This is a genomic window from Bradyrhizobium sp. AZCC 1577 (assembly GCF_036924575.1).
In the GTDB taxonomy this organism is placed as follows: domain Bacteria; phylum Pseudomonadota; class Alphaproteobacteria; order Rhizobiales; family Xanthobacteraceae; genus Bradyrhizobium.
In genome coordinates this window covers 331,769-356,437 of record NZ_JAZHRQ010000001.1, presented here as the reverse complement: position 1 = coordinate 356,437, position 24,669 = coordinate 331,769, and the positions used below count along the sequence as shown (strand labels likewise).

Here is a 24,669-nt window from a genome sequence, read left to right as displayed (position 1 = left end):
AATAAGCTTGCTTATGAATTCTGCACGGCGAGTTAATAATGGCCTGATCCGCTTCCAGCACATGGCTGGGAGCCAATGCGTGCGCGGGCTTTAGGATTGGCCCTCAAACTGGTACAAGGTCTGACATGAGCCTGACAAAGCCGACATTTCCTGCGCCCGGCCACGATCACGGCCGCTGCACTGCGGAAGCGATCGCGCATGCCGAACAGGTTTGCGCGCGGCGGGCGCAAAAATTTACCCCGATCCGGCGTCAGGTGCTGCAGGCGCTACTGTCGAGCCACCGCCCCCTCGGGGCCTATGAGGTGATCGACGAGCTCGCCAAATCGATGCCGCGGCCGGCGCCGATCACGGTCTACCGCGCGCTCGATTTCCTGATGGAAAACGGCCTGGTCCACCGCATCGAGAGCCGCAATGCGTTCCTTGCCTGCGCGCATGACCATGACGAGACCTCGATGGTGGCGTTTTTGATCTGCGAGCTCTGCGGCTCGGTCGGCGAAATCCCCGCAGCCCCTGTGGCACAAAGCCTCAATGCGGCGGCGCGGGCCTCCGGATTTGCGCCAAAACTCTCCGTCGTCGAGATTGCCGGCATCTGCGCGCATTGCCAGAAATAACGAGAACACGGCGCCAAGCCGGCCACGAGGATTAATGTCGTCCAAGCCATTAGAACCTTCCGCCGGGCGTGCGCTCACCCCGGGCGCCATCGCCTTGATGCTGATGTTGTGCCTGAGCTGGGGCTTCAACCAGATTGCGGTGAAGCTAACGCTGCCCGATGTGCCGCCGATGCTGCAGGCCTTGATCCGCTCGGCCGGCGCGTTGCCGGTGATGCTGCTGGCCGGTTGGCTGCGCGGCGTAAAATTCTTCGAGCGTGACGGCTCGCTCGGTCCCGGCCTGCTGGCGGGCACGCTGTTCGGTATCGAATTCGTGCTGATCTTCAGCGGGCTGGTGTTCACATCGGCGTCGCGCGCCGCCGTGTTCCTGTACACTGCACCGTTTTTCGTCGCGCTCGGCTCCTACCAGTTTCTCGGCGAGCGCCTGAGCATGATGCAATGGAGTGGGCTGGGCCTCAGCTTCGCCGGTGTCGCGCTGGCAATCGGTGTGCCGCAGGCAAATGTTGACGCAAAAGTGTTGCTGGGCGACCTGCTGGTGGTCGGCGGCGGCGCGCTGTGGGGCGCGACCACGCTTATCGCCAAGGGCACGAAACTTCGTAACGCGGCTCCGGAAAAGGCGCTCGGATATCAGGTGGCCGTATCGATCCCGATCCTGGGCTGCGCATCCCTGCTGTTCGGCGAGAAGATCACCCACATGCCGAGCGCGCTGTCGATCTCGCTGTTGGCTTATCAGGCGATCTGGGTGGTGGGCTGCACCTTCGTGCTGTGGTTCGCGCTAGTGAAGACCTATTCAGCCAGCAAACTATCGTCGTTCACCTTCGTCACGCCATTGTTCGGCGTCGTCGCCGCCTATTTCATCCTGCACGACACGCTGACCATTGCCTTCGGCGTTGCAGCGCTGCTTGTCATCGCCGGGCTCTATCTCGTCAACAAGCCGGATCCGAAGGTGGTGCCGGATCCGAACGTGCCGGCGTGATTCTTTCCGTCATTCCACAGGTACGCAAAGCACAAGCCTTCATTGCGAGCGAAGCGAAGCAATCCATCCTTCCGCGCGTTGAAAGATGGATTGCTTCGTCGCTGCCGCTCCTCGCAATGACGTGGAAGGAGCGCGGGTCTATGTTCTACCCCGTCTCGACCGGCAGCGACGCATCCTTGGCCCATTCGCTCATCGAGCCATCGTAAAGCGTGAGGTTGTCGTAACCGAGCTGGTAGAGCAGGAACAGGTCGATCGTCGCCGAAATGCCGCCGCCGCAATAGGCGACGACCCGCTTGTCCTTGGTGATGCCCTGCGCCTTGAATTTTGCTTCCGCCTCGCCAAGCGGGACGAACGCCTTGGTTTTCGGGTCGAGCAGTGTGGCCGCCGATACGTTGCAACTGCCGGGAACGCGGCCGGGCCGGCCATAGCGGCTGGGCTCGAGGCCTTTGTGAAATTGCGGGCCGAGCGCGTTGACGATGACGGTGCCTCGCTCGGACGTAGCGGCAAGCGTTTCGTGCTTGTCGACGAAGAAACCTCGCCTCGGATTGGCCGTGAATGTTGCCGGCTCGTATCCCTTCGCCGGCCCGGTTTCGAGCGGGCGGCCATCGAGCTTCCATTTGTCGAGACCACCGTCGAGCACTGAAGCATTCTCGAAACCGAGCGATCTGAGCATCCACCAGAACCGCGTCGCCCACATCGGCGTGCCGATGCTGTACAGCACGACCCGGCTTTGATTTGAAACGCCATGGCGGCCGAACGCCCGTTCGAGCCGCGCCACATCCGGCATCATGAAGCGAAGTTCGGTATCGGGATCGGAGAACTCGCTCGGCAGATCGAGAAAGTCCGCGCCCGGAATATGTCCGGCCTCGAAGCTGTGCCGGCCCGGCACGGTGAGATAAGGTAGGCTGGAGCCCTCAGGGGCGGGTTCGAGGTAGGTGGTGCAATCGAACAGGCGCAGATCGGGCTGACTGAGAAGGTCAGTGAGTTCCGCCGTCGTGATCAGCTCGTTTCGCGCCGGCATACCCGCCTCCCATTATTTATGTTTCGGCGATGCTAGGGCTCGCATCGGGCCATGAAAAGGCCGCCAGACGCATGCTCGCCCTTTCAATTCGGCGATTCCTGTCCAATATAGCGGTTAACGAAGACTGAGGTCTTTTGCCCTGCTTTCGGCCGCTGCGGCTGGCCTAAGCTGTTGAACACACAAGATAAAAATCCGCTATGTGACAAGGCGCACACTGCCTTCGCCGCCCCCTTGGTACATGTCACCAAAACCTGATATTCGAGGCCCCATGAACAAGCCCGAAATAATCCCACAAGACGACGTCGCCGGCCCGAAGGCCCGGCACAAAACCACCCAGGTCATGGTCGGCAATGTTGCCGTCGGCGGAGGGGCGCCGATCGTCGTGCAGTCGATGACCAATACCGACACCGCCGATGTCGAAGGCACAATCGCGCAGGTCGCTGCGCTGTCGCGCGCCGGATCGGAGATGGTGCGCATCACGGTCGACCGCGAGGAAGCTGCTGCCGCTGTTCCGCACATCCGCGATGGCCTGCGCAAGCGCGGCATCACCACGCCCCTGATCGGTGATTTCCATTATATCGGCCACAAGCTGCTCGCCGAATATCCGGCATGTGCCGAAGCGCTCGACAAGTATCGCATCAATCCCGGCAATGTCGGCTTCAAGAACAAGCGCGACACGCAGTTCGCCGACATCATCGAGATCGCCAACAAGAACAACAAGCCGGTGCGCATCGGCGCCAATTGGGGTTCGCTCGATCAGGAGCTGCTGACCAAGCTGATGGACGAGAACACGGCCTCGGCCAACCCGCGCGATGCGCGCGCGGTGACGCGCGAGGCCATGGTGCAGTCGGCGCTGCTGTCGGCCGCCCGCGCGCAAGAGCTCGGCATGCCCAAGAACCGCATGATTTTGTCGGCAAAAGTTTCCGCCGTGCAGGATCTGATTGCGGTCTATCAGGAGCTGGCGCGCCGCTCGGATTATGCCATCCACCTCGGCCTCACCGAAGCCGGCATGGGATCGAAGGGCATCGTGGCTTCATCCGCCGCGCTCGGCATTCTGCTGCAGGACGGCATCGGCGACACCATCCGCATTTCGCTCACGCCTGAGCCCGGCGGCGACCGCACGCTGGAAGTTCAGGTCGCGCAGGAATTGCTGCAGACCATGGGCTTCCGCACCTTTGTGCCGCTGGTCGCGGCATGCCCGGGCTGCGGCCGCACCACCTCGACGACATTCCAGGAGCTGGCGCGCTCGATACAGGATTTCATCCGCGAAGAAATGCCGGCCTGGAAAACGCAATATCCCGGCGTCGAGCAGCTTAACGTCGCGGTGATGGGCTGCATCGTCAACGGCCCGGGCGAATCCAAGCACGCCAATATCGGCATCTCCCTGCCCGGCACCGGCGAAGCGCCGGCCGCGCCCGTGTTCGTCGACGGCAAGAAGTTCCGCACCCTGCGCGGGCCGACCATTGCCGCCGATTTCAAGGCGCTGGTGATCGATTACATCGATCAGCGCTACGGCAAGGGCAACAAGACGCCCGAGAACGCGGTGACCGCGGCGGAGTAAGCTTTCTCTGCCTGTCGTCCCTGCGAACGCAGGGACCCATAACCACCAGCCTGCATTGTTGAAACGCAGCCGTCGCCCCGCGTACCATTCCGCCGGCCGCGGCGTATGGGCCCCTGCGTTCGCAGGGGCGACATGTTGAGGGGTTCTCGCCTCTATTCCGTCGTCCCCGCGAACGCGGGGACCATAACCACAGGTTTTTGTGGTTTATGCCGCGCTGTAGCTCCAGCCCCTACAACAACAATCTCTTGTGATTATGGGTCCCTGCGTTCGCAGGGACGATGAGCTACTGCATTGCGCTCCGCATCGCCTGCGCTACGATGCGTCCCAATCAAGAACGATCGGGAGAAACGCCCATGTCATCGCTGTCCGGCAAGCAGGGACCGCGCTACCGGCACGTCGCCGACGAAGCCGAACCTTACGAGACCATTGCGGTCGAGAAACTCACGCCCATCATCGGCGCGGAAATTTCCGGCGTCGATATCGGCAAGCTCGTCTCGGACGACGCGCGCTCCAACCGGCAGATGGACGAAATCCATCGCGCGCTCGCCGAAAACCTCGTCATCTTCTTTCGCGACCAACATATCACTCCGCAGCAACATCTCGCTTTCGGGCGCAAGTTCGGTGAACTGCATGTGCATCCGGCGGCGCCCAACGAGGGCGACCCGGCGCTGATGAAGATCTATGCCGACAAGGATTCGCCGCGCGCCAATGGCGAGGGCTGGCACACCGACGTGTCCTGCGACGTCGAGCCGCCGATGGGGTCGATCCTCTACATCAAGCAATGCCCGCCGCGCGGCGGCGATACGCTGTTTGCCAACATGTACGCCGCCTATGACGCGCTGTCGGACCGAATGAAAACCTATCTCGACGGGCTGACCGCATTGCACGACGGCGAGCAGACCTATCGCGGGCTCTACGCCAACTATGGCGTCGCCGACCGGGTGGAATATCCGCGTGCCGAACACCCCGTGGTGCGCACGCATCCCGTCACCGGCAAGAAGGCGCTCTACGTCAATCGCGGCTTCACCCGCTATATTGTGGGTATTCCCCGCGATGAGAGCGATGCCATGCTCGCCTATCTCTACCAGCACGCGGAGAACCCGCTGTTCCAATGCCGCTTCCGCTGGACGGAAAACGCCATCGCGTTCTGGGACAACCGCTGCGCCCAGCACCGCGCGATGTGGGACTACTGGCCGCACACGCGGTCAGGCACGCGGGTGACGGTGAAGGGCGAGCGGCCGGTGTAAACGGTAACTCGCGGTGTGTTTTAGCCGGCGCAATTCGCGATAGCTGATCGAGCGGGGCTCGAACTAACCACCAACAGGCCAACTCGTATGGGCTAGCTTAGATATTCGGCGACGCTTGGGACGAGCATGTCCCTCCGATCCCAATGTATCCGTTGATGATGCATCAATGGAAAGGAGACCGTCACCATGCCTTCGACTTAAAGGCAGGTCACTTCAACTTATCGACCAAACTTTGACAGAATCGATTGTCGGGCTCGCGTTCTAAGCCGATCTCTGCCACCCTCAATGCGCGCTCATTGTCGCCAGCGTGCAGCCATAGCCATGCCAGCCGCGATAGGTCAGTTGCTGACGCGACAGGCAAATGGCTTTCGAGCAATCTTGCGATCGGCTTAAATAGGTCGCCGCGTTCCACAACCGACATCCTATCGATTATCTCGCGTTCACTATTGAGCCAATGAGCCATGCTAGCAATTTGGTGAAGTGGCGGGTCTCTGATTTCAGCGGCTCTTAGAAATGCGCTACAGCCACCGATTACGTTGCCCGTCGCCCGGTAGATCGCGATAAGCTGCTGCCAGGCTTGCTGCGATTCTTCCGCGAAAGGATTTTTCTCGAGGAAACGACGGAGATAGCCAGCTGTACTTTCGATGCCGTCTTCGCCCTCGCACTCTCGATTGATCTGAGCAAGCAACAGCCAAGCTGGATGATAACTTCGTGCTACATATTCGAGGATTGGGCGCATTTCTCCGAAAGATGCGGTGCCTTCACTGATTCGTCTTGCAACTTTCTTGAAGAGTGCATCCATTCGTGGGGCGATACCCTCCTTGAGACCCGTTGAGGCCGTGGCGCCAATGTCTTGTAGAAAGCGAACGTCGCTCTCGATCAACTGCCGATGAGGATGAACATTGAGTTTCTTTGTTCCGAAGAGTGCAGCAGCAAGAGGAACGACCAAAAAAATAGTATTGTCTGAAGCTCGTGTTCTATCCACGAGAGACATCCGAACAAGTTCGTCGATTGCATGTTCCGGATCTGTGCCGCCTCCATGATGTCGCAATAGCACGGCTTCGACCGCCAACTGCGGCACTAGCGAACGCCATCCGCTGAGCGTCAAGAATGTGTGAACCGCTAAGGGAGAGAGATTGGCATATGTTCGCTCAAAGAGAGCTTCGAGTATCTCGTCTTTGCGAACCATCATAGAACTGGGTTTGCTAAACGAATGAGTGTTGGCAACTTCTCCTAGAATTATTTTGATAATGTACGGATGTCCGTTGGACTCTTCTATAATCTGGTCACGGTGTTTCGAAGAGATCAAATGGCTAATACCAAGCTTCTGAGCGGTTTGAGCGATTAGATTTTCAGCTTCCTGAGGCTCCATGCCAGAAACCTCAATCGGGAAGTCCGCCTTAAATTCGCGAAAACGGCTAGTGATGAGAACCTTGTTTGGCAGTCGAATGTTTGCGTCGATCCACTGGAAAAGATCAACCGGATTTCGAACAGTTTCAAAATTGTCAAATACGAAAAGGGTTGGGCCAATGGGGCACGATCGCATGTGCTCCGCCATTATGGTAACTGCGGATTTCTTCGCGGACAGATCGCTATCCAAGCCACCGACAAGAGAAACGTATTCGGCAGCAATATCCTTCTCGGCCATCACTCTTGGCTGGACTACCTTGGGCCCTTCTGAAGTCAAATCGATGTCGCGCGCGCTGAACCAAACAATTGCCTGATATCGGCCAGTAGAGGCCATTTCGTGAAGAATTGCGAGGACCAGCGAAGTTTTGCCTGTGCCGCCTCGGCCAACCAGCGTGACTATCGCATGACGATCATTGGCGATTATTGAGCTCGCTTCCGCCTCCAATCGTGGTCGTCTTACGTAGCCGCTAGGCACAGATGGCAAGTTCGTGAATACTTCGCCTAAGACGTCCAGTTCGCGCGTGCCTTCTGTTTCGCTCGGGGGTCGATTGTTCGCCACGGCGAGGTAGGGTCGTGCATCGCCAGTCAGACGGCTATCAGTAATAAGTGAGTGGAGCTCATAGGACTTCCCATTGAAGGCGCCGTTTGGAAGGAAGAAGTCCGACAGGCTTACGTCGCTTTGAATTAGCTCGACAGGACGCAGTCGGTTCGCGGAAATATATACGCCGTTTGCCAGATTCTCCCCCAAAGCGGCATTCGTTGTTAGCCCGCGAAAGGCCACAGTGTCGCCGCCGATCATGACAACATTATATTTTCCCGACAGATTTCGGTGAAGATAAGCCCAAGATCGTTGGAAGATTGGATTGTTGCTTATCACTAGGTCGATCGAAGATCGAAACGCAGCCACGACTTTTGCGCAGGTGGCAGGGGTAATAGCTCCATGGCCGCGCGTTTTGTTTCTTAGCTCGGCAAACGTCGAAAACCATGTGCGTAAGCTTACCTTGTCGCCGATTGGTTGGGCCGTAGGATGTATTCCAATCAAAACAGTGCTTAGCTGACGTACGGCTTGATATTGCCATGAGTCTTCACCAAGACGCTCCGTAAATATGCGCCTATCCGAGACCAACTCGCTTGCTAAGTGCTGCGTCGCCGGACCTACCAAGGCTTCTTCCAGTTTACTTGCCCACTCTCCAATGCCGTCGGCGCGCACGAGTGCGTGGAGAAGCTGATATCGATGCCCTTCGCGGTCGTTTTCGATACAAGCGACAAAGGCGGCCGTGGTAATCTTTACGATTAGTTCTCCAACATAGAGCAACTCCATAAATAGTGTAAAATCCGAATCACTGTTTCGTTCGGCACGAGAAACAACTCGGTCAATTGGTGCGAAAGCCATTTCTCGACGACCTGTTATTGCAATGCTTCCCGCAGGGATAGAATTCTACTATGCACCGAGATCTGCCCCGAAAACAACCAGGCAGAGAAAATTGGCTGGGCTCCGCTAGGCGAAGAAGCCGACAAGCATAGCCGGTGTCCAGTGGGACGTGAGGGCGCTCTGGTTGACGTCTTTCCGCTCTCGCGTCAATCTTCCGGAAAAACAAGCCGGGAGGACGCCCCATGCTCCGCGCCGAAGACAACAAATTCCTCACCGAGAGCGGCGCCGGCACCGGCATGGGTGAATTGCTGCGCCGCTTCTGGATTCCGGTGCTGCTGTCGGAAGAGTTACCTGAGGCCGACGGCCCGCCGAAGAAGATCGTCGTCATGGGCGAGGAGCTGCTCGCCTTCCGCGATACAAGCGGCGTGGTCGGCGTCATCGATCAATATTGCCCGCATCGCGGCGCCAATCTCTGGCTTGGCCGCAACGAGGAGTGCGGCATCCGCTGCGTCTATCACGGCTGGAAGTTCGACACCTCGGGCGCTTGCGTCGATATGCCGACCTCCTATCCCGACCTCAACGCCAAGGACATGATCCGCATCAAGTCCTATCCGGTGCGCGAGTGGGGCGACATGATCTGGGCCTATATGGGTCCCGCCGAAGAGGTGCCCGAGCTGCCCGATCTGGAAATGGCGCTGGTGCCGCCCTCGCATCGCTACGTTTCGAAGAAATGGCAGGACTGCAACTGGGTGCAGGCACTGGAAGGCTCGATCGACACCGCGCATTTTACCTTCGCGCATCTCTCCTTCGAAAAGGAAGAGAACGAGATCCTCGATATCAAGAAGCACTTTGTGAATCCGCTTGTGCGCGTGGCCACCGATCACATGCGCTGGATCGCGGAAGATCCGCGCCCCGTCATCAAGATCAACCCGCATGACGCCGGGCTGACGATTGCCGGCGGGCGTCTCACCGGCAGCGATAGTATCTACTGGCGTATCGCCCAGTTCCTGATGCCGGTGCATGCCTATGCGCCGAGCGCGATGCCGGGCGAGAACATCTTTGGTCAGAGCTTTGTGCCGGTCACCGATACCAATTGCTGGATCTATACTTATGCCTGGAATCCGGAACGGCCGATTACGGATGCCGAGCGTGAGGCCTACGATCGCGGCAACGGCGTCATTGCGGAAGTCGACGAGAACTATGTGCCGCTGCGCAACAAGTCGAACGACTACCTGATCGATCGCAAGCTGCAGAAGACCCAAAGCTACACCGGCATCAAGGGCGTGTCCGAGCAGGACGCCGCCGTGCAGGACAGCCAGGGCCCGATCGCCGACCGCACGCGCGAACATCTCGGCCCGACCGACCTCGGCATCATGCATTTCCGCAAGCTCGTAATGGACGCCGCCCGGGCGCTGCAGAAGGGCGAGGCGCCGCCGCACCTGAAGCATCAGGACCGCTACGCCGTGCGCTCGGGCGCCTGCGTCACCAGCAAAACCAAGGACCTCACCGCTGTCATGATCGAGCGGTTCGGCGATGCGGCCGGCTATGTTGGCGGTCCCGGCAGGAACGCGGCGGCAGAGTAGGGGCAGGCCTGAGCAAATATTACTCGCGCAGATCGTAGCGGTAGGATTTCGAGACGATTTTCCAGCCGTCCCGCAGCTTCATCGCCACCAGATAGTCGGTGAAATAGCGCGGCGGCAACTGGCAGCGCACTTTGATGAAGGCGGTCTGATCATCCGAGCGATCGATCGTCACGATGAAATCCTCGCGCGGCTTTCCTTCAGCCTTGGCGGAGGGCCGCTTGCGTACCCGGTCGAGCCAGTCCGGTACGGTCAGCACCTGCAACTCGCCCTTCTCCAGCCAGCGCAAATCGGCGCTTGCGTCGAAGATCGCGCCGAGCTTGTCGGCATCGCCCTCATAAAGGCCATCGAAATAGGTCTGCACCACGGCTTCGACGGTCGATCGGTCTGAGCTCACGGCTATTCCTCCCGGACAAGACAGAAATCATTCGGGGTGAATTTAGTCATGGACCGGCGGATTGCGCTATTGAGAAAAGGCGAACGCTCGCATCGTTGCCGAGGAATGCACCTGTCCCGCGGGCTGCGCCGGGAACCCCGGTGGAAACGGGCAATAGCGGTGGCCGAACCTGCGGGCCTGTTCGCCTGACTAAGAATATAGCGAGGGGCGCGATTCACGTCTCCGTGGTTCGTGACCTAACTCACAAAGCCCGCCTGATCCTTCTGATAGGCAGACCGGTGTGGTAAAAAAGTACGAGGCTCCGGAGGAGTCATGATGATGTCTGGATCGCTAAAATTGTGCCGATGGGTACTTGCAGCCGCCGCCTTCCTGCTGGTGAGCGAGCCGGCCTTTGCCGAGAAGCGCGTCGCGCTGATCCTCGGCAATTCCGCCTACCAGAATGTCGCACCCCTCACCAACCCGGTTAACGACAGTTCCAAAATCGCGGCAACGCTGAAGGACGCCGGTTTTGACGTCGTCGATTCCCGCCGTGACTTGCCGGCGGCCGAGACCCGTCGCGCGCTGCGCGACTTCGCCGATCGTGCGCGCGATGCCGATATCGCCGTGGTCTATTACGCCGGCCACGGGATCGAAGTTGACGGCGCGAATTACCTGATTCCCGTCGATGCGAGGCTGGAACGCGATACCGACATTTATGACGAGGGCCTCTCGCTCGATCGCATCCTGATCGCAATCGAGCCGGCCAAGAAGCTGCGGCTCGTGATACTCGACGCCTGCCGCGACAATCCGTTTGCCCGCACCATGAAGCGTACCATCGCTTCGCGCGCGATCGGGCAAGGCCTGGCCAAGGTCGAGCCGACCAGCCCCAACGTCCTGATCGCCTATTCGGCCAAGGCCGGTTCGACTGCGGCCGACGGTGACGGCAAGAACAGCCCGTTCACGTCGGCGTTGTCGAATCATTTGACGAAGCCCGGGCTCGACGTCCGCCGCGCGTTCGGCTTTGTCCGCGACGAGGTGCTCAAGACCACCAATAATCGGCAGGAACCCTTTGTGTATGGTTCGCTCGGCGGTGAAGACGTGCCGCTGGTGCCGGCGCGTCCGGCGCCTGCGGCGGCAGCTCCTGCGCCAGCCCTCAGTGCGCAGGCCGAAGCCCGCCGCGATTACGAACTCGCGCTGCAGATCGGCAACAAGAGCGCGCTCAACGCCTTCCTTGGGCAATATCCCGACGGCTTCTATTCGAGCCTTGCAAAACTTCAGCTCGACAAGATCGCGGCCGAGGAGGCGCGCGTCGCGGCGACCGAGAAGGCGCGGCTCGCCGAGCAGGAACGGGCCCGGCTCGCCGCCGAGGGCGCCCAGAAGTCGCAGCAGGCAAAGGCCGAAGCGGAAGCCAAGGCCGCCGAGCAGGCGCGCATCGCGGCTGAAAAGGCCAAGCAGGTGGCGCAGGAGCAGGCGGCCGCGGCCGAGCAGAAGCGCGTCGCCGCCGAAAGCGCTGCCGCCGACAAGGCGCCCGCCCCGGCATCCGCTGACAAGGACAAGACCGTGAACGTTGCTGCCCTCACGTCAGGGCCGCCGCAGGCCGACGTCACCAAGTCGGTACAGGCCGAACTGCAACGCGTCGGCTGCCTGACCGGCAACGCCGATGGCAACTGGAATCGCGCCTCGCAGCGGTCGCTGACCCTGTTCAACCGCTACGCCGGAACCAAGCTCGACACCAAGGTCGCCAGCGTCGATACGCTCGATACGATCAAGCTGAAATCGGCGCGCGTGTGCCCGCTGGTCTGCGAGCACGGCTTCAAGGCCGAGGGCGAGCGCTGCACCAAGATCACCTGCGCGGAGGGCTCGTACCTCAACGACGACAACGAATGTGAGAAGCGTGGCGCCAGGAAGCCGGTGGCCAAGCGCGAGAAGCCCGAACCGCGGCAGGCGCTGGAAGCCAGGCCGTATCAGGTGCCGCGGGGCAGGCAGGCCACCGCCGGGCGTTATCAGGGACGGGATCCGAGCATCGGGGCCAGTGGCCGCCCGCTCACCGGCCTCGAACGCCAGCAGGGCTGCAATGGCTACCAGGCCATCATGTCGGGCGTGTGCCCGTAACGGCGGCCGGCATCAGATCAAGTCCACATTGGCGCCGCGACAGCGGGGCCAATTGCTTTTCAGATCACGCTCGCCGCGATATTCACCATCAAGGCCAGCAGCGCGGTGTTGAACACGAACGAAATGATGCCGTGCACGGTCGCGGTGCGACGGATAATCCTGTCGGTAATGCCGACGTCGGAAACCTGCGCGGTCATGCCGATCACGAACGAGAAGTAGACGAAATCCCAGTAATCCGCATCGTCGTGTGGGGCGCCGCTTGGAAACTGCAGGCCGCCGGGCTTTTTGCCGCGATAGAAATCATGGGCGTAGTGCAGCGCAAAGGCGGTATGCACAAGCGCCCATGACAATGCGATCGTCGCCGTCGCCAGGATGAGCCCGGCCGGATTGCCTTTCGAGGCGCCGAGCTCGAGCACGATCGCGCCAAGGCTTGCGAGGGCGCCGAACGCGGTCACTAACAGGATCAGGAAACGCCCGTCATCCTGCAACACCGCGCTGCGCCTTATGTGGCCGACGTCGCAGCGCAGCATCATGATATAGGCAAGCACGAGATACAGTGCGGCAAAGACATCCCAGCCGACGATGAGACGTGTCGCCAGCCGAAACGTATCAGGCACCAGGAAGAAGACGGTCACGCCAACCGCGAGCGCGATAAAGGTCCGCGGCCTTCCGTAGACGACGCGGACCGGCATCGGCAGGTTCTGGAAGCGAACAAGGTGTTTCTCGAATTCCTTGTCCATCCGCTGGCCTTCGATACGCGCTATAGCGTTTTCGAGCGAAGTGGATACCGGTTCGCGTGAAGAAAACGCGTCAAAACATGAATCCAGAGCTTCGGTTCTGATTTCAATCAGAGCCGAAGCTCTAGTTCCTGCGCTCCGCGACAAAGCGCGCGGCTGCCCGCAATATGTCGCCCTTCGCGCCGAAGATCGACAGTGCGGAATCGGCGCGCGCCAACAGATCGCGCACGCGCTGCTTGGCGCCGTCGATGCCGAGCTGGGTGACGAAGGTCGTCTTGCCCAGCGCCGCATCCTGGCCGGTCTGCTTGCCGAGCGCTGCGGCGTCGCCCTCGACGTCGAGCAGGTCGTCGGCGATCTGGAACGCCTCGCCGAGCGCGCGGCCGTAGTCGTCGAGCGCCTGGTATTCCTTCGGCGTGGACTGGCCGAGGATCGCGCCGGCGATGCAGCCATAGCGCAACAGCGCGCCGGTCTTCATCTGCTGCAGCCGCGCCACGTCGACCGGCTCGCGGTCGCCGAAGCGGCCTTCGCCGGCGAGGTCGAGGATCTGGCCGCCGACCATGCCGCCGATGCCGGAACCGCGCGCCAGTGCCCGCGTCAACAAGAGGCGCACATTGGCGTCCTTGTGGATCTCGTCGCGGGTGACGATGTCGAACGCCAACGTCAATAGCCCGTCGCCGGCGAGGATCGCGGTGGCGTCGTCGGTCTTCTTGTGCAGCGTGGGCCGGCCGCGGCGCAAATCGCTGTTGTCCATCGCCGGCAAATCGTCATGGATCAGGGAATAGCAATGGATGCATTCGAGAGCCGCGCCGACCAGCAGTGCGGCCTCGCGCGGGACGCCGAACACCGCCGAGCTTTCGACCACCAGAAAGGGCCGCAGCCGCTTTCCGCCGCCGAGGCTGGAATAGCGCATCGCGTCCATGAGCCGCTTCGGCCGCGCGATCTCGTCGGGCAGCAGCGTATCGGACAACAGCTTCGCCAGCAGCGCTTCGGTGTCCTCCGCGGTTTGGTCCAGTCGTTTGGCAAAATCGGCAGTGGCGGTGGTCATTAAGAATAGCTCCAGATCAATTTGGCCCGGACAATGTTTGATGGCGGGCGCTTCGTCAATTCCATGACCCCCGTCACAAAAGCGCTGGAAAACGCCCGAAATATCATGGAGATGTCACATGGGTGGGGCCTGTTCAGCGGTCCCGGCGGGCCTAAGCTGAACCGGAAGCATCCAATTTGCGCATTGTCCGAATTTTCGTGCTGATCCTGCTGGCGGTGCTGTTGCTGCCCTATCTGGTGACGCCGTTCTACCGCACCGGGCATCCGGTCTCGGCCCTGATGGCCTGGCGCTGGCTCAAGGGCGCGCCGGTGTCGCGGCAATGGATCGATTTCAAGGCGATTTCGCCCTACCTGCCGCGCTCGGTGGTCGGCTCCGAAGACGCCAGATTCTGCAGCCATCGCGGGGTCGATTGGGGCGCGCTGCAGGACGCAATCGACGACGCCGAGGACGGCGAACCCACCCGCGGCGGGTCGACAATTACCCAGCAGGTGGCGAAAAACCTGTTCCTGTGGCCGGGCCGCAGCGTGGTCCGCAAGGTGCTGGAACTACCGCTTGCGATGTGGATCGATCTGGTGCTGCCCAAGCAGCGGATCCTGGAAATCTATCTCAACATCGCTGAACTCGGCCCGTCCGGGCAGTTCGGGGCGGAAGCCGGTTCCCTCTACGCCTTTGGCCGTTCGGCCTCGACCCTGTCGCCGCGCGAGGCCGCCTTGCTGGCGGCGATCCTGCCCAACCCTGTCAGGCGCAGCGCCCGCAACCCCGGCCCCGGGGTGCGCCGTCTGGCCGCCACCTACATGGCGCGGGCCAATGCCGCGGCGCTACAGCGCTGCTGGAGCGAGAATCGCGCTTTTTGAGCCAATTTTCGGCCGCTTTTACCGCAACCTGCCCTAGCTTTACGCCGGCCCATCCTCTATAAGCGCGGCCTTATCGGCATCGCAGCCCGTGCGCGAAGCGCTGGGCGGTCTGGTTTCGGACGGATGCCTCCGACAAAACACCCCTAGAGGACTGTTATGGCCGTTCCCAGAAGAAAAACATCGCCCTCGCGGCGTGGCATGCGCCGCTCGGCGGATGCACTGAAGAAGCCGACCTATGCCGAGGACAAGGATTCGGGCGAGCTGCGCCGTCCGCACCACCTCGACCTGAAGACCGGCATGTACAAGGGCCGGCAGGTGCTGAAGAAGAAGGAATCCTGACCGGATAGGGGATTAAGGCACCGCTTCCAGTGGCGCCTGCCCGAATTTGGCCAACGAGTGGGCCAACGGTTCCACAGGGCGAAGCGATGCTTTGCCCGGGGACGTTTCCGGTTTTCCTAGCAAGGCGCGATACCCATGGTCGGTTTTCCGCTGCTTCTGATTCCGCTCGCGATCTACAACATCATCGTCTTCCTGATGCCGGAGGTATCGTTCACCGATCCGCTGGTGAAGCTGACCTTGATGTCGGGTGCGGAATGGACCGTGACGCTGAGCGACGTGCTGCTCACGCTCAGCATCTTGCTGCTACTCGCCGAAGTCATCAAAGGCGCGCGGCCCGGCGCGAAATATCTCACCGACCATCTGCTGTCGCTGATCGTGTTCGGAGCGGCGGCGGCTGAATTCATGCTGTGGCCGAAGTTCGGCACCTCGACCTATTTCCTGATGACAGCCCTGTCGCTGGTGGATTTCCTCTCCGGCCTCGCATTGCGGACACGACGCCGTGCCGTCGTCGCAGCGGCGGCGCCTGCGCCTACGCCTCCAGCAAAAGACGCCGAAAAGGCCGAGGCCCCGGCAGCCGAGCCCAAAATTGAGCCTGCACCGGCAGCAGCAGCACCTTCGCCTGCCCCTGCTACACCAGCGGCAGCCTCTGTTGCTGAATCCGTGTTGAAGGATCGCGCCGAGCCGAAACCGGTGCAGCCCGCCGCCGCGCCCGAGGCGGCTTCAACGGCAACCCCGTCGCCCGCAGTGTCGTCATCGGAAGTTCCTGCGCCAGAAGCCCCTGCACCCCAAAACCCTGCACCCCAAAACCCTGCACCCCAAAACCCTGCACCCCAAAGCCCTGCACCCCAAAGCCCTGCACCCCAAGGCCCTACACCCCAGGGCCCCACGCCCCAAGGCCCTACGCAAGGCCCTACGCCCCAAGTCTCGTCGCCAGGACTGCAGCCGGGCTCAGGCCCTCCGCCCTCGGATAAGCCCGATACGCCTCAGCGCTGATCCTCTAGATGGATTGCCGCGTCCGGAAGCCGGTGCTGCTACACCGGATCTGGCTGGCGCCATAGGCCGTCTGCGCATCCGCCAGCGATGCCCGCCTCAGGCCGCGGGTTTGCGGTGTCTGATCGGCGGTCGCGATCAACTGCGCGAGGAAGGTCGGATCGGGCCGCGGCATCGCCCCTCTCTGTGACCAGTGTACGGACTGGGCGACCGGCACCAGCTCGACGCAGACCGGCTCGTCGAGGTTGACGAACTCGCCGTCCAAAATTTCCTCTGGTCGATCGATATCCACCATCGCGCACCGCAACCGGCTAAAACTGTCACGTTTCGGGACGAAACGCCCCACTGTGATCTGACCTCGCAAGGCCTATGCCGCTCCCTTCCGCTTCGTTCCCGGCTAACCCGGAAAGTCCGTGAAACATGGTTTCCGGATTATTTATCAACTTAGCCTAGCCTCTCGTTCGAAACAGCCACTATCCTCAAGGCCCAAGGGAATCACCAGGGAATCACCCGGCGGTGTCCCGAATCGAGGCGATCTAATGCCCCCTGTCCCGCAAGCCTCCAGCATTCTTGCCTCGCTAGGCCAGGCAGCTTTCGTTTGGGACCTGATAGCGGACACCATCGCCTGGAGCGACAATGCCGGCGCGGTTTTCACCGACATTCCGGCGGACGCGCTGGCGAGTGGCGCCGGGTTCGCCGGGTTGATCGAGCCCTCCCGTTCGATCCGGACGGACGCCCTCACTCGATCGCCACCGCCGCAGGGCGGCGAAGGCGTCGCCTACCGGGTCGAATATGGCGTGCGAGCCTCAAGCTCCGCGCCGGTACTCTGGATCGAGGAAACCGGTTGCTGGTTCGCAGGGCCCGACGGCAAGCCGGTGCGCGCGCAAGGCATTGTCCGCATCAACAATGAGCGCCGTGCCCGCGACCAGCAATTGCTGAAGCTCTCCATGCACGATCCGCTGACCGGTGAACTCAATCGCACGCATCTCATCGCCTCGCTGGCGGAAGCGATCGAGGAAGCCAAGCGTCTCCGGTCGACCTGCGCCTTCATGCTGATCGGCATCGATCATTTGGCGCGCGTCAACGACGCCTTCGGCTTCGATGTCGCGGACGCCGTGATTGCCGAAGTCGGAAAGCGCATCCGTGCCAAGCTGCGCGGCGGCGACGTGCTTGGGCGCTTCTCCGGCAACAAGTTCGGGCTGATCTTGAGGAACTGCAGCGTCGACGACACCAGTATCGCGGCCGAGCGCTTTCTGGCGGGGGTCCGAGACGAGGTAATCCCGACCAAATCCGGTCCCGTTTCGGTGACTGCCTCGATCGGCGCGATCAGCATCCCCCGTTACGCCCGCAATGCCGATGAGGCCGTCAACCGCGCCCAGGAAACGCTCGATGGCGCCAAGCGCCGCCGCGCCGGATCATTCGCGCTGTGGAAGCCGAACGTCGAGCGCGACGCCCAGCGCCGCGTCAACATCCGCGTCACCGACGAGATCGTCACTGCATTGAACGAGCGGCGGATCGTCACCGCCTTTGAGCCCGTGGTCGAAGCGCGCTCGCGGCAGCCGGCGTTCTATGAATGCCTGGTACGGATGGAGCAGGAGGACGGGCAGGCGCTGCTGGCGCCCGATATCGTTCCTGTCGCCGAACGATTGGGCCTGATCCGGCTGGTCGATCATCGCGTGCTCGAACTCGCGGTCGTCGAACTCGCGGCGTCGCCGAACGTGCGGCTCAGCCTCAACATCTCGCCCGACACCACCATGGACCCGGACTGGTGGACCGGAATCGAATCGCTGATGCAGGCGCATCCCGGTGCCGGCGAGCGGCTGATCGTCGAGATCACCGAAACGGTTGCGATCCAGGACATCGACGACGTTCGCGGGTTCGTGACCCGCTTGAAGAATTTCGGCAGCCAGATTGCGATCGACGATTTCGGCGCCGGCTACACCTCGTTCCGCAACTTGCGCAAGCTCGGCGTCGATATCGTGAAGATCGACGGCGCCTTCGTGCAGAACATCGCACGCTCCGCCGACGATCGCGCCTTCGTGCATACGCTGATCGATCTGGCCAACCGCCTGCAGATCAAGACGGTAGCCGAATGGGTGCAGGACGAGGAAGCCGCCGTGATGCTGCGCGAATGGGGCTGCGATTACATCCAGGGCCGCCTGATCGGACTGGCATCGCCGCAGCGGCCGTGGGCTACGCAAACTGAGACGATATTGCCGGCAGCGGGCTAGCTCTCTCCGCCAGTCGTCCCTGCGAACGCAGGGACCCATACGCCGCGGCCCATCAGCGGGGCAATCGGGTAGACGGCTTCACTAAACAATCAACGCTGGTGGTTATGGGTCCCTGCGTTCGCAGGGACGACAGTAGAGATAGTGAAACGAAGGAGAGTTCTACTCTTCCTTCTTCGGCTCTTTCGACATGCGCTCGAGGCGTTCCTGCATGTCCTTCATCTGGCGGCGAAGATCGTCGATATTGTCTCCGTCGGTCGAGGGCTCCGGCACCTTCTCCGGCTCCGGCGAAGTCGATCCGGCGCGCGGCGGCACGAACGGCTTGAACATCGAGAACGTCTGCTGAAACAATTCCATGTTGCGGCGGACATGTTCCTCGAGCGGCGCGAACGGCGTGCCGCTGAAGGTATTGGTGAGCTGCTTGCGGAATTTTTCCTGCTCGCGCGTCAGCGTATCGATCGACTGCTCCAGATATTTCGGCACCACCAACTGCATGCTGTCGCCGTAGAAGCGGATCAACTGCCGCAGGAAAGTGGTGGGCAACAGATTTTGTCCGGCCTTGTTTTCCTGTTCGAAGATGATCTGCGCCAGCACCTGACGGGTGATGTCGTCGCCGGTCTTGGCGTCATAGACGAGAAAATCCTCGCCTTCCTTCACCATCGCTGCGAGATCCTCGAGCGTCACATAGGTGCTGGTGCCGGTATTATAGAGCCGCCGGTTAGCATATTTCTTGATGGTCGTAGGTTGGTCTGACTTTGCCATAAGCTCACACATCGACACCGAGAGCAGGGAACCCGGCGGCTTCGCCGACGGGCAGACGAGCAACGCAAACGCAGCAAAGTAAGCATTTTCAATGCGGTTCGGCTACCGTTTTGTGCGGCACGGTTAATTCCAAGGCATAGACGCTGCTATGGAAACCCCCGGGGGATCAATTTGAATGCGCCGCGGTAGGATTTTGGGCGCCGGCCGATTGACATGGGTCAACGAGGTTAACAACATAAGGTGAGAGACAGGCACGCCACCCCGGCCGCCCGCCGTCCAACCAACTCAAGCCCAAGAAACCCCATAAGGAGATGTCCATGTCAGACGATGTCGTCATCGTCAGCGCCGCCCGCACTCCGGTCGGCAGCTTCAACGGCGCGTTCGCCACCACCCCGGCCCATGACCTCGGCGCCATCGCCATCAAGGCTGCGCTGGAGCGGGCGGGTGTCGAGCCGGGCCAGGTCTCCGAAGTCATCATGGGCCAGATCCTGACCGCGGCGCAGGGCCAGAACCCGGCCCGCCAGGCCTCGATCAACGCCGGCATTCCGGTGGAGAGCCCGGCCTGGGGCGTCAACCAGCTCTGCGGCTCGGGCCTGCGCTCGGTCGCGCTCGGCTACCAGGCACTGCTGAACGGCGATTCCTCGATCGTGGTCGCGGGCGGCCAGGAATCGATGAGCATGGCGCCGCATGCGCAATATCTGCGTGGCGGCGTGAAGATGGGCGGCCTGGAGCTGGTCGACACCATGATCAAGGACGGCCTGTGGGACGCCTTCAACGGCTATCACATGGGTAACACCGCCGAGAACGTTGCCAAGCAGTACCAGATCACCCGCGCCCAGCAGGACGAGTTCGCCGTTGCCTCGCAGAACAAGGCCGAGGCCGCGCAGAAAACCGGTAAGTTCAAGGACGAGATCACGCCGGTCACCATCAAGACCCGCAAGGGCGACGTCGTGGTCGACACCGACGAATATCCGCGCCATGGTGCTACCCTCGATGCGATGGGCAAGCTCCGCGCGGCCTTCGAGAAGGACGGCACCGTGACCGCCGGCAACGCCTCGGGCATCAATGACGGCGCCGCCGCCGTGGTGCTGATGACCGCCAAGGAAGCAGCCAGGCAGGGCAAGAAGCCGATCGCCCGCATCGTCTCCTGGGGCCAGGCCGGCGTCGATCCCAAGATCATGGGCACCGGCCCGATCCCCGCGTCGCGCACTGCGCTGAAGAAGGCCGGCTGGAACGTCGGCGACCTCGACCTGATCGAGGCCAACGAGGCGTTCGCGGCGCAGGCCTGTGCGGTGAACAAGGATCTCGGCTGGGACACCAGCAAGGTGAACGTCAATGGCGGCGCGATCGCGATCGGCCACCCGATCGGCGCATCGGGCGCGCGCGTGCTGGTGACGCTGTTGCACGAGATGCAGAAGCGCGACGCCAAGAAGGGCCTCGCCACGCTGTGCATCGGCGGCGGCATGGGCATCGCGATGTGCGTTGCACGCGACTGAACTAAAGGCAGAGTGAGCGGTTGAATGATGAAAAGATCATCTCGCAACCGCGGCTCGAATTGGTAAAGATGAAATGCCCGGTCTTCGTGCCGGGCATTTTCATCTTGTGGGTGCGTTTCCAAGAACGCTTTCAAAAAGATTGAGACTCGTCAAAAGACCGGGACAATTCCGGCGTACTAAGCGATTACCAAGGAGGACTACGACATGGCACGTGTTGCATTGGTTACGGGTGGTACGCGGGGCATCGGCGCTGCGATCAGCAAGGCGCTGAAGGCTGCGGGCTACAAGGTCGCGGCGAGCTACGCCGGCAATGATGCCGCCGCCGAGAAGTTCAAATCCGAGACCGGCATCCCCGTCTACAAATGGGACGTCAGCTCCTTCGATGCTTGCGCCGAGGGCATCAAGAAGGTCGAGGCCGATCTCGGGCCGATCGACGTGCTGGTCAACAATGCCGGCATCACCAAGGACGGCGCCTTCCACAAGATGACGCTCGAGCAATGGAACGCGGTCATCAACACCAATCTCGGCTCGCTGTTCAACATGACACGTCCGGTGATCGAGGGCATGCGCGCCCGCAAGTTCGGCCGCATCATCAACATCTCCTCGATCAATGGCCAGAAGGGACAGTTCGGCCAAGTCAACTATTCCGCCGCCAAGGCCGGCGACATCGGCTTCACCAAGGCGCTGGCGCTGGAGAATGCCAAGGGAGGCGTGACCGTGAACGCGATCTGCCCCGGCTACATCAACACCGAGATGGTGCAGGCGGTGCCGAAGGACGTGCTTGAGAAGAGCATTCTGCCGCTGATCCCGATCAATCGTCTCGGCGAGCCCGAAGAGATTGCCCGCGCGGTGGTGTTCCTGGCTGCCGACGAGGCCAGCGGCATCACCGGCTCGACCATGACGATCAACGGCGGCCAGTACTTGGTGTGATGATCGTCGCGTCATCGCGCGAAGCCGTTGCGTGCAGCAGCGACCAGTAAAAAGTCGTCATGCCCGGGCTTGTCCCGGGCATCCATGTCTTTACAACTGGCGGCAAGAAAGACGTGGATGGCCGGGATAAACCCGGCCATGACGGAAGAAGCTGAACACTTTTCAACGCATGACCTCCCGCACCGCTACCCTGATCGGACTGACCGCGATCCTGATGTGGTCGCTGCTGTCGGTGTTGACGGTCGCGACCGGAAAAATTCCGGCGTTCCAGCTCGCCGCCATGACGTTTGCGATCGGAGCTTTGGTCGCCTTCGCAAGTTTTCTGTTCCGGCCTTCTGCGTTTGCAGCCTTAAAGCAGCCAGCGGTCGCCTGGGTCGTCGGCGTCGGCGGATTGTTCGGCTATCACGCGTTGTATTTCCTCGCGCTGCGCTACGCGCCGCCGGCCGAGGCCGGCCTGCTGAACTATCTCTGGCCGCTGCTGATCGTGCTGTTCTCGTCGCTGCTGCCGGGCGAGCGGCTGGCGCCACACCACATCATCGGTGCGCTGCTCGGGCTTGTCGGCACGGTGCTGCTGTTCGCCGGCAACGGCGCCAGCTTTGCGCCAGGCCAGATCCCAGGGCTGGCTGCGGCCTTCGTCGCCGCCTTTGTGTGGGCCGCCTATTCGGTGATGTCGCGCAAGCTCAAGGCGGTGCCGACCGATGCGGTGGCCGGCTTCTGCCTCGCCACCGCGCTGCTCGCCGCGCTCGTCCACGCCATGGTGGAGAAGACGGTCTGGCCGGAAACGATCGGGCAGTGGCTTGCCGTCATCGCGCTCGGCGTCGGCCCTGTCGGTGCTGCGTTCTTCGTCTGGGATATCGGCATGAAGCGCGGCGATATCCGCGTGCTCGGAGCGGCATCCTACGCGACGCCGCTACTATCGACCTTGTTTCTGATCCTCGCCGGTTTCGCGCAACCGACGGCCACGATCGCCGTCGCCGCAATCCTGATTGCGGGCGGCGGGCTGATCGCGGCGAAGGATATGGTGTGGCGGAAATCTTAGGCCGCCGGCTTCCAGCCCGGCGGCTTGTACATCGCCTCCGGAATCTGCCCAAGCTCGGAGCGTTGCAGCTTCTCCGGCATCAGCCCGTAGAACTGCTGGAAGCTCATGATCAGCGGCCGCCATTTGTCGGGATCGATACGGTTGGGCTCGTCATCCATCATGATTCCCGGATGCGCATGCACGCGCGTGATGCGCACCTCGATCGCGGCAAGATGCCGCGCCAGACCGCATCCTCCTCGGCCATCCCGTGGACGCGTGCGACCTTGGCTTCGATCTGCACCGGGCATTCCAGCGCGCGCGGCGCCGCGACGGTTTCGCCCGGCATCGCGCTCAGGCCGCACAGGCTAAACTTGTCACGCGCGTGCCGATAGCCGCGCATCCGCTTGCCCGGCGGCACCGGATCCGAGCCGGTCGTGCGAGCCAGACGATCGACCGCGCCGACCAGTGCGGCCGACGGCAGATGAGCACGCACTCGCCTGTCCGGATCATGTTCTCGGTGGTCTTTGAGTTGGCCGCTAACCCCAGCATGCAGCGCCAACCAACCCACCATGCCGACGACATCGGCGCGAGGTTGAATGAACCGTCCTCATTGGTCGAGCCGATCAGAACCACCGGCGTGCCGAAATAGAGAATCGCCGGTTCGATCTGGATGTTCGAGATTTCAAAAGTGCCGTGCATTTGTCCGCTCCTCTTGATGCGAGCGGAAACTATTGACGCGAATGCGCGGAACCCACCCGATTCCCGATCGCGATTTTTCATTGCGGCGGGAACGAATGACGACTAGGTCGGCTCCCAGCCCTTCGGCGCCAGCTCGAATTTCGCAAACTCAAATCCTGGCGCCACGGTGCAGCCAACCAAAGTCCAATCGCCGTTGCTCTCGGCGGCCTGCCAGGCGTGCGGCGGGACGATCGCCTGCGGCGCCTCGCCGGCGGCAAGATTCGCGCCGAGCTTCACGCTGCGTTGCCCATCATTATCAGCGATCCAGAGCGTCAGCGCCGCGCCCGCGTAATAATGCCAGGTCTCGACCGCATCGATGCGATGCCAATGCGAGCGTTCGCCGCGTGCCAGCAGGAAATAGATCGCGGTGGATCGCGAACGCCCGGCGGCGTCCACGCTTTCATCGCGAAACGTCTCGCGAAAGTGCCCGCCTTCGGGATGCGGCTTCAGGTCGAGCCGCGCGATGATCTCGGCGGCTTCTCGCGGCAGCGCCATCAGGACTTGTTCTTGCGTTCGCGGAGTTCGCCGAACACTTCGACGGCGCTGGCGCCCTTCATGTGCAGCTTGGCTGCCACCGACGGCTCGTCGGCGCGCAGGAATACGTTGGCTTTTTTCTCCTCGCCCAACAGCACCGGGATCGTCGGCTTGTTGTCCGCGCGCAGCCGCGTCACTTCCTCGGCGCGCGCCTTGAGTGCGGGGTTGTCGCCGTCGACGGTGAGAGCGAACTTGACGTTGGCGGCAGTATATTCATGCCCGCAATAGAGCTTGAAATCGTCCGGCAGCGCACGGAGCTTCAACAGCGAATCCCACATCATCGGATAGTTGCCCTCGAACACCCGGCCGCAGCCGATCGAGAACAGCGTGTCGGCGGCAAACACCGCCTTTTCGGTATCGAATACGTAGGAGATATGATCGAGCGTGTGCCCCGGCGTTTCCAGCACCCGGGCCAGCAGGCTTCCCACCTTGAGTACGTCGCCATGGGCAGCGCGCAGGTCGACATTGGCAATCTTGGTGGACTTGTCGTGCGGTGCAACGACGCGGCAATTATATTTCTGCTTCAGCTCGGCAACGCCGCCGACATGGTCGTGATGGTGATGAGTGACGAGAATATCCGTCAGCGCCCAGCCTTCGCGCTCCAGCGCCTTGATGATCGGGGCGGCTTCCGGCGCGTCGATCGATGCGGTGGCCTTGGTCGCGGGATCATGGATCAAATAGCCGAAATTGTCGTTGAGGCAGGTGAAGGTACGAATTTCCGCGGCCATGACAGCT

At 61.7% G+C, this 24,669-nt stretch carries 22 protein-coding genes and 1 pseudogene; 13 read left to right on the top strand and 10 right to left on the bottom strand.

Going from position 1 to position 24,669, the window contains the following annotated elements:
* Positions 1–125: 125 nt before the first annotated feature.
* Positions 126–611: a Fur family transcriptional regulator gene (locus V1278_RS01635; protein ID WP_028347712.1), complete on the top strand. Its 486-nt coding sequence runs from the start codon at positions 126–128 to the stop codon at positions 609–611.
* A gap of 34 nt (positions 612–645) precedes the next feature.
* Complete coding sequence (locus tag V1278_RS01630) at positions 646–1,584, top strand: DMT family transporter (RefSeq protein ID WP_334379488.1); 939 nt, start codon at positions 646–648, stop codon at positions 1,582–1,584.
* A 145-nt stretch (positions 1,585–1,729) separates the two neighbouring features.
* Here the strand turns inward: V1278_RS01630 and V1278_RS01625 are convergent, their stop codons facing one another.
* Positions 1,730–2,605 (bottom strand): sulfurtransferase, encoded by an 876-nt coding sequence (locus V1278_RS01625; RefSeq protein WP_334379487.1) that lies wholly within the window; start codon positions 2,603–2,605, stop codon positions 1,730–1,732.
* Positions 2,606–2,873: 268 nt separating this feature from the next.
* Here V1278_RS01625 and ispG point away from each other — a divergent pair, with 268 nt between their 5' ends.
* Together ispG and V1278_RS01615 are read left to right on the top strand one after the other, a co-directional pair.
* Positions 2,874–4,166, top strand: a complete 1,293-nt coding sequence (gene ispG / locus V1278_RS01620; RefSeq protein ID WP_334379486.1) for a flavodoxin-dependent (E)-4-hydroxy-3-methylbut-2-enyl-diphosphate synthase — start codon at positions 2,874–2,876, stop codon at positions 4,164–4,166.
* A gap of 353 nt (positions 4,167–4,519) precedes the next feature.
* Positions 4,520–5,413, top strand: a complete 894-nt coding sequence (locus tag V1278_RS01615) for a TauD/TfdA dioxygenase family protein (RefSeq protein ID WP_334379484.1) — start codon at positions 4,520–4,522, stop codon at positions 5,411–5,413.
* A gap of 208 nt (positions 5,414–5,621) precedes the next feature.
* On the opposite strand, the gene V1278_RS01610 is transcribed toward V1278_RS01615, so the two are convergent.
* Positions 5,622–8,216, bottom strand: coding sequence for an NB-ARC domain-containing protein (locus V1278_RS01610; RefSeq protein WP_334379482.1), 2,595 nt, complete (start codon positions 8,214–8,216; stop codon positions 5,622–5,624).
* Positions 8,217–8,437: 221 nt separating this feature from the next.
* On the opposite strand from V1278_RS01610, the gene V1278_RS01605 reads away from it, so the two are divergent.
* A complete protein-coding gene (locus V1278_RS01605; protein ID WP_334379481.1) occupies positions 8,438–9,778 on the top strand; it encodes a Rieske 2Fe-2S domain-containing protein in 1,341 nt (446 codons plus the stop codon).
* Positions 9,779–9,797: 19 nt separating this feature from the next.
* Here V1278_RS01605 and V1278_RS01600 read toward each other — a convergent pair whose 3' ends face one another.
* On the bottom strand, positions 9,798–10,172 hold the full coding sequence (locus V1278_RS01600; protein WP_334366063.1) for a nuclear transport factor 2 family protein: 375 nt from the start codon (positions 10,170–10,172) through the stop codon (positions 9,798–9,800).
* Positions 10,173–10,490: 318 nt separating this feature from the next.
* Between V1278_RS01600 and V1278_RS01595 the strand changes: the two genes are divergently transcribed.
* Positions 10,491–12,263, top strand: coding sequence for a caspase family protein (locus V1278_RS01595; RefSeq protein ID WP_334384076.1), 1,773 nt, complete (start codon positions 10,491–10,493; stop codon positions 12,261–12,263).
* A gap of 59 nt (positions 12,264–12,322) precedes the next feature.
* On the opposite strand, the gene V1278_RS01590 is transcribed toward V1278_RS01595, so the two are convergent.
* A complete protein-coding gene (locus V1278_RS01590; protein WP_334379480.1) occupies positions 12,323–13,003 on the bottom strand; it encodes a DUF1345 domain-containing protein in 681 nt (226 codons plus the stop codon).
* A 121-nt stretch (positions 13,004–13,124) separates the two neighbouring features.
* Entirely contained in the window at positions 13,125–14,045 is a 921-nt protein-coding gene (locus tag V1278_RS01585; RefSeq protein WP_028347703.1) for a polyprenyl synthetase family protein, read from the bottom strand.
* Between the two features lie 176 nt (positions 14,046–14,221).
* On the opposite strand from V1278_RS01585, the gene mtgA reads away from it, so the two are divergent.
* The 3 genes from mtgA (at position 14,222) to V1278_RS01570 (ending at position 16,231) form a co-directional block, all read left to right on the top strand.
* Positions 14,222–14,899, top strand: coding sequence for a monofunctional biosynthetic peptidoglycan transglycosylase (mtgA, locus tag V1278_RS01580; RefSeq protein WP_334379479.1), 678 nt, complete (start codon positions 14,222–14,224; stop codon positions 14,897–14,899).
* Positions 14,900–15,055: 156 nt separating this feature from the next.
* On the top strand, positions 15,056–15,238 hold the full coding sequence (gene rpmF, locus V1278_RS01575) for a 50S ribosomal protein L32 (RefSeq protein ID WP_028347701.1): 183 nt from the start codon (positions 15,056–15,058) through the stop codon (positions 15,236–15,238).
* Positions 15,239–15,373: 135 nt separating this feature from the next.
* The gene (locus V1278_RS01570) at positions 15,374–16,231 is read left to right on the top strand and encodes a hypothetical protein (RefSeq protein WP_334379477.1); all 858 of its coding nucleotides are present in this window, start codon (positions 15,374–15,376) and stop codon (positions 16,229–16,231) included.
* A 4-nt stretch (positions 16,232–16,235) separates the two neighbouring features.
* Here the strand turns inward: V1278_RS01570 and V1278_RS01565 are convergent, their stop codons facing one another.
* A complete protein-coding gene (locus V1278_RS01565; RefSeq protein WP_334379476.1) occupies positions 16,236–16,523 on the bottom strand; it encodes a hypothetical protein in 288 nt (95 codons plus the stop codon).
* Between the two features lie 244 nt (positions 16,524–16,767).
* Between V1278_RS01565 and V1278_RS01560 the strand changes: the two genes are divergently transcribed.
* Positions 16,768–18,459: a putative bifunctional diguanylate cyclase/phosphodiesterase gene (locus V1278_RS01560; RefSeq protein WP_334379474.1), complete on the top strand. Its 1,692-nt coding sequence runs from the start codon at positions 16,768–16,770 to the stop codon at positions 18,457–18,459.
* 159 nt (positions 18,460–18,618) lie between these two features.
* Here the strand turns inward: V1278_RS01560 and phaR are convergent, their stop codons facing one another.
* Positions 18,619–19,218, bottom strand: a complete 600-nt coding sequence (phaR, locus tag V1278_RS01555) for a polyhydroxyalkanoate synthesis repressor PhaR (protein ID WP_334366071.1) — start codon at positions 19,216–19,218, stop codon at positions 18,619–18,621.
* Between the two features lie 317 nt (positions 19,219–19,535).
* Here phaR and V1278_RS01550 point away from each other — a divergent pair, with 317 nt between their 5' ends.
* From V1278_RS01550 to yddG, 3 genes are all read left to right on the top strand, one after another.
* Positions 19,536–20,714, top strand: coding sequence for an acetyl-CoA C-acetyltransferase (locus V1278_RS01550; RefSeq protein WP_334366072.1), 1,179 nt, complete (start codon positions 19,536–19,538; stop codon positions 20,712–20,714).
* A 204-nt stretch (positions 20,715–20,918) separates the two neighbouring features.
* The gene (gene phbB, locus V1278_RS01545) at positions 20,919–21,644 is read left to right on the top strand and encodes an acetoacetyl-CoA reductase (protein ID WP_334366073.1); all 726 of its coding nucleotides are present in this window, start codon (positions 20,919–20,921) and stop codon (positions 21,642–21,644) included.
* Between the two features lie 169 nt (positions 21,645–21,813).
* Positions 21,814–22,683 (top strand): aromatic amino acid exporter YddG, encoded by an 870-nt coding sequence (gene yddG / locus V1278_RS01540; RefSeq protein WP_334379473.1) that lies wholly within the window; start codon positions 21,814–21,816, stop codon positions 22,681–22,683.
* On the opposite strand, the pseudogene V1278_RS01535 reads toward yddG, so the two are convergent.
* The 3 genes and pseudogenes from V1278_RS01535 to gloB all read right to left on the bottom strand — a co-directional run bounded on the left by V1278_RS01535 (position 22,680) and on the right by gloB (position 24,662).
* A pseudogene (locus V1278_RS01535) lies at positions 22,680–23,361 on the bottom strand (flavin reductase family protein). The gene yddG and the pseudogene V1278_RS01535 overlap by 4 nt on opposite strands.
* Before the next feature lie 102 nt (positions 23,362–23,463).
* Entirely contained in the window at positions 23,464–23,895 is a 432-nt protein-coding gene (locus tag V1278_RS01530) for a cupin domain-containing protein (RefSeq protein ID WP_442893695.1), read from the bottom strand.
* Positions 23,895–24,662, bottom strand: a complete 768-nt coding sequence (gene gloB / locus V1278_RS01525; protein WP_334379472.1) for a hydroxyacylglutathione hydrolase — start codon at positions 24,660–24,662, stop codon at positions 23,895–23,897. The genes V1278_RS01530 and gloB overlap by 1 nt, the downstream gene beginning before the upstream one ends.
* Positions 24,663–24,669 lie beyond the last annotated feature (7 nt).

Excerpts from the sequence above, each read along its gene's own strand:
- V1278_RS01635 (WP_028347712.1), top strand. The coding sequence starts at position 126 with ATGAGCCTGACAAAGCCGACATTTCCTGCGCCCGGCCACGATCACGGC.
- V1278_RS01630 (WP_334379488.1), top strand. The coding sequence starts at position 646 with ATGTCGTCCAAGCCATTAGAACCTTCCGCCGGGCGTGCGCTCACCCCG.
- V1278_RS01625 (WP_334379487.1), bottom strand. The coding sequence starts at position 2,605 with ATGCCGGCGCGAAACGAGCTGATCACGACGGCGGAACTCACTGACCTT.
- ispG (WP_334379486.1), top strand. The coding sequence starts at position 2,874 with ATGAACAAGCCCGAAATAATCCCACAAGACGACGTCGCCGGCCCGAAG.
- V1278_RS01615 (WP_334379484.1), top strand. The coding sequence starts at position 4,520 with ATGTCATCGCTGTCCGGCAAGCAGGGACCGCGCTACCGGCACGTCGCC.
- V1278_RS01610 (WP_334379482.1), bottom strand. The coding sequence starts at position 8,216 with ATGGCTTTCGCACCAATTGACCGAGTTGTTTCTCGTGCCGAACGAAAC.
- V1278_RS01605 (WP_334379481.1), top strand. The coding sequence starts at position 8,438 with ATGCTCCGCGCCGAAGACAACAAATTCCTCACCGAGAGCGGCGCCGGC.
- V1278_RS01595 (WP_334384076.1), top strand. The coding sequence starts at position 10,491 with ATGTCTGGATCGCTAAAATTGTGCCGATGGGTACTTGCAGCCGCCGCC.
- V1278_RS01590 (WP_334379480.1), bottom strand. The coding sequence starts at position 13,003 with ATGGACAAGGAATTCGAGAAACACCTTGTTCGCTTCCAGAACCTGCCG.
- V1278_RS01585 (WP_028347703.1), bottom strand. The coding sequence starts at position 14,045 with ATGACCACCGCCACTGCCGATTTTGCCAAACGACTGGACCAAACCGCG.
- rpmF (WP_028347701.1), top strand. The coding sequence starts at position 15,056 with ATGGCCGTTCCCAGAAGAAAAACATCGCCCTCGCGGCGTGGCATGCGC.
- V1278_RS01570 (WP_334379477.1), top strand. The coding sequence starts at position 15,374 with ATGGTCGGTTTTCCGCTGCTTCTGATTCCGCTCGCGATCTACAACATC.
- V1278_RS01565 (WP_334379476.1), bottom strand. The coding sequence starts at position 16,523 with ATGGTGGATATCGATCGACCAGAGGAAATTTTGGACGGCGAGTTCGTC.
- V1278_RS01560 (WP_334379474.1), top strand. The coding sequence starts at position 16,768 with ATGCCCCCTGTCCCGCAAGCCTCCAGCATTCTTGCCTCGCTAGGCCAG.
- phaR (WP_334366071.1), bottom strand. The coding sequence starts at position 19,218 with ATGGCAAAGTCAGACCAACCTACGACCATCAAGAAATATGCTAACCGG.
- V1278_RS01550 (WP_334366072.1), top strand. The coding sequence starts at position 19,536 with ATGTCAGACGATGTCGTCATCGTCAGCGCCGCCCGCACTCCGGTCGGC.
- phbB (WP_334366073.1), top strand. The coding sequence starts at position 20,919 with ATGGCACGTGTTGCATTGGTTACGGGTGGTACGCGGGGCATCGGCGCT.
- yddG (WP_334379473.1), top strand. The coding sequence starts at position 21,814 with ATGACCTCCCGCACCGCTACCCTGATCGGACTGACCGCGATCCTGATG.
- V1278_RS01530 (WP_442893695.1), bottom strand. The coding sequence starts at position 23,895 with ATGGCGCTGCCGCGAGAAGCCGCCGAGATCATCGCGCGGCTCGACCTG.
- gloB (WP_334379472.1), bottom strand. The coding sequence starts at position 24,662 with ATGGCCGCGGAAATTCGTACCTTCACCTGCCTCAACGACAATTTCGGC.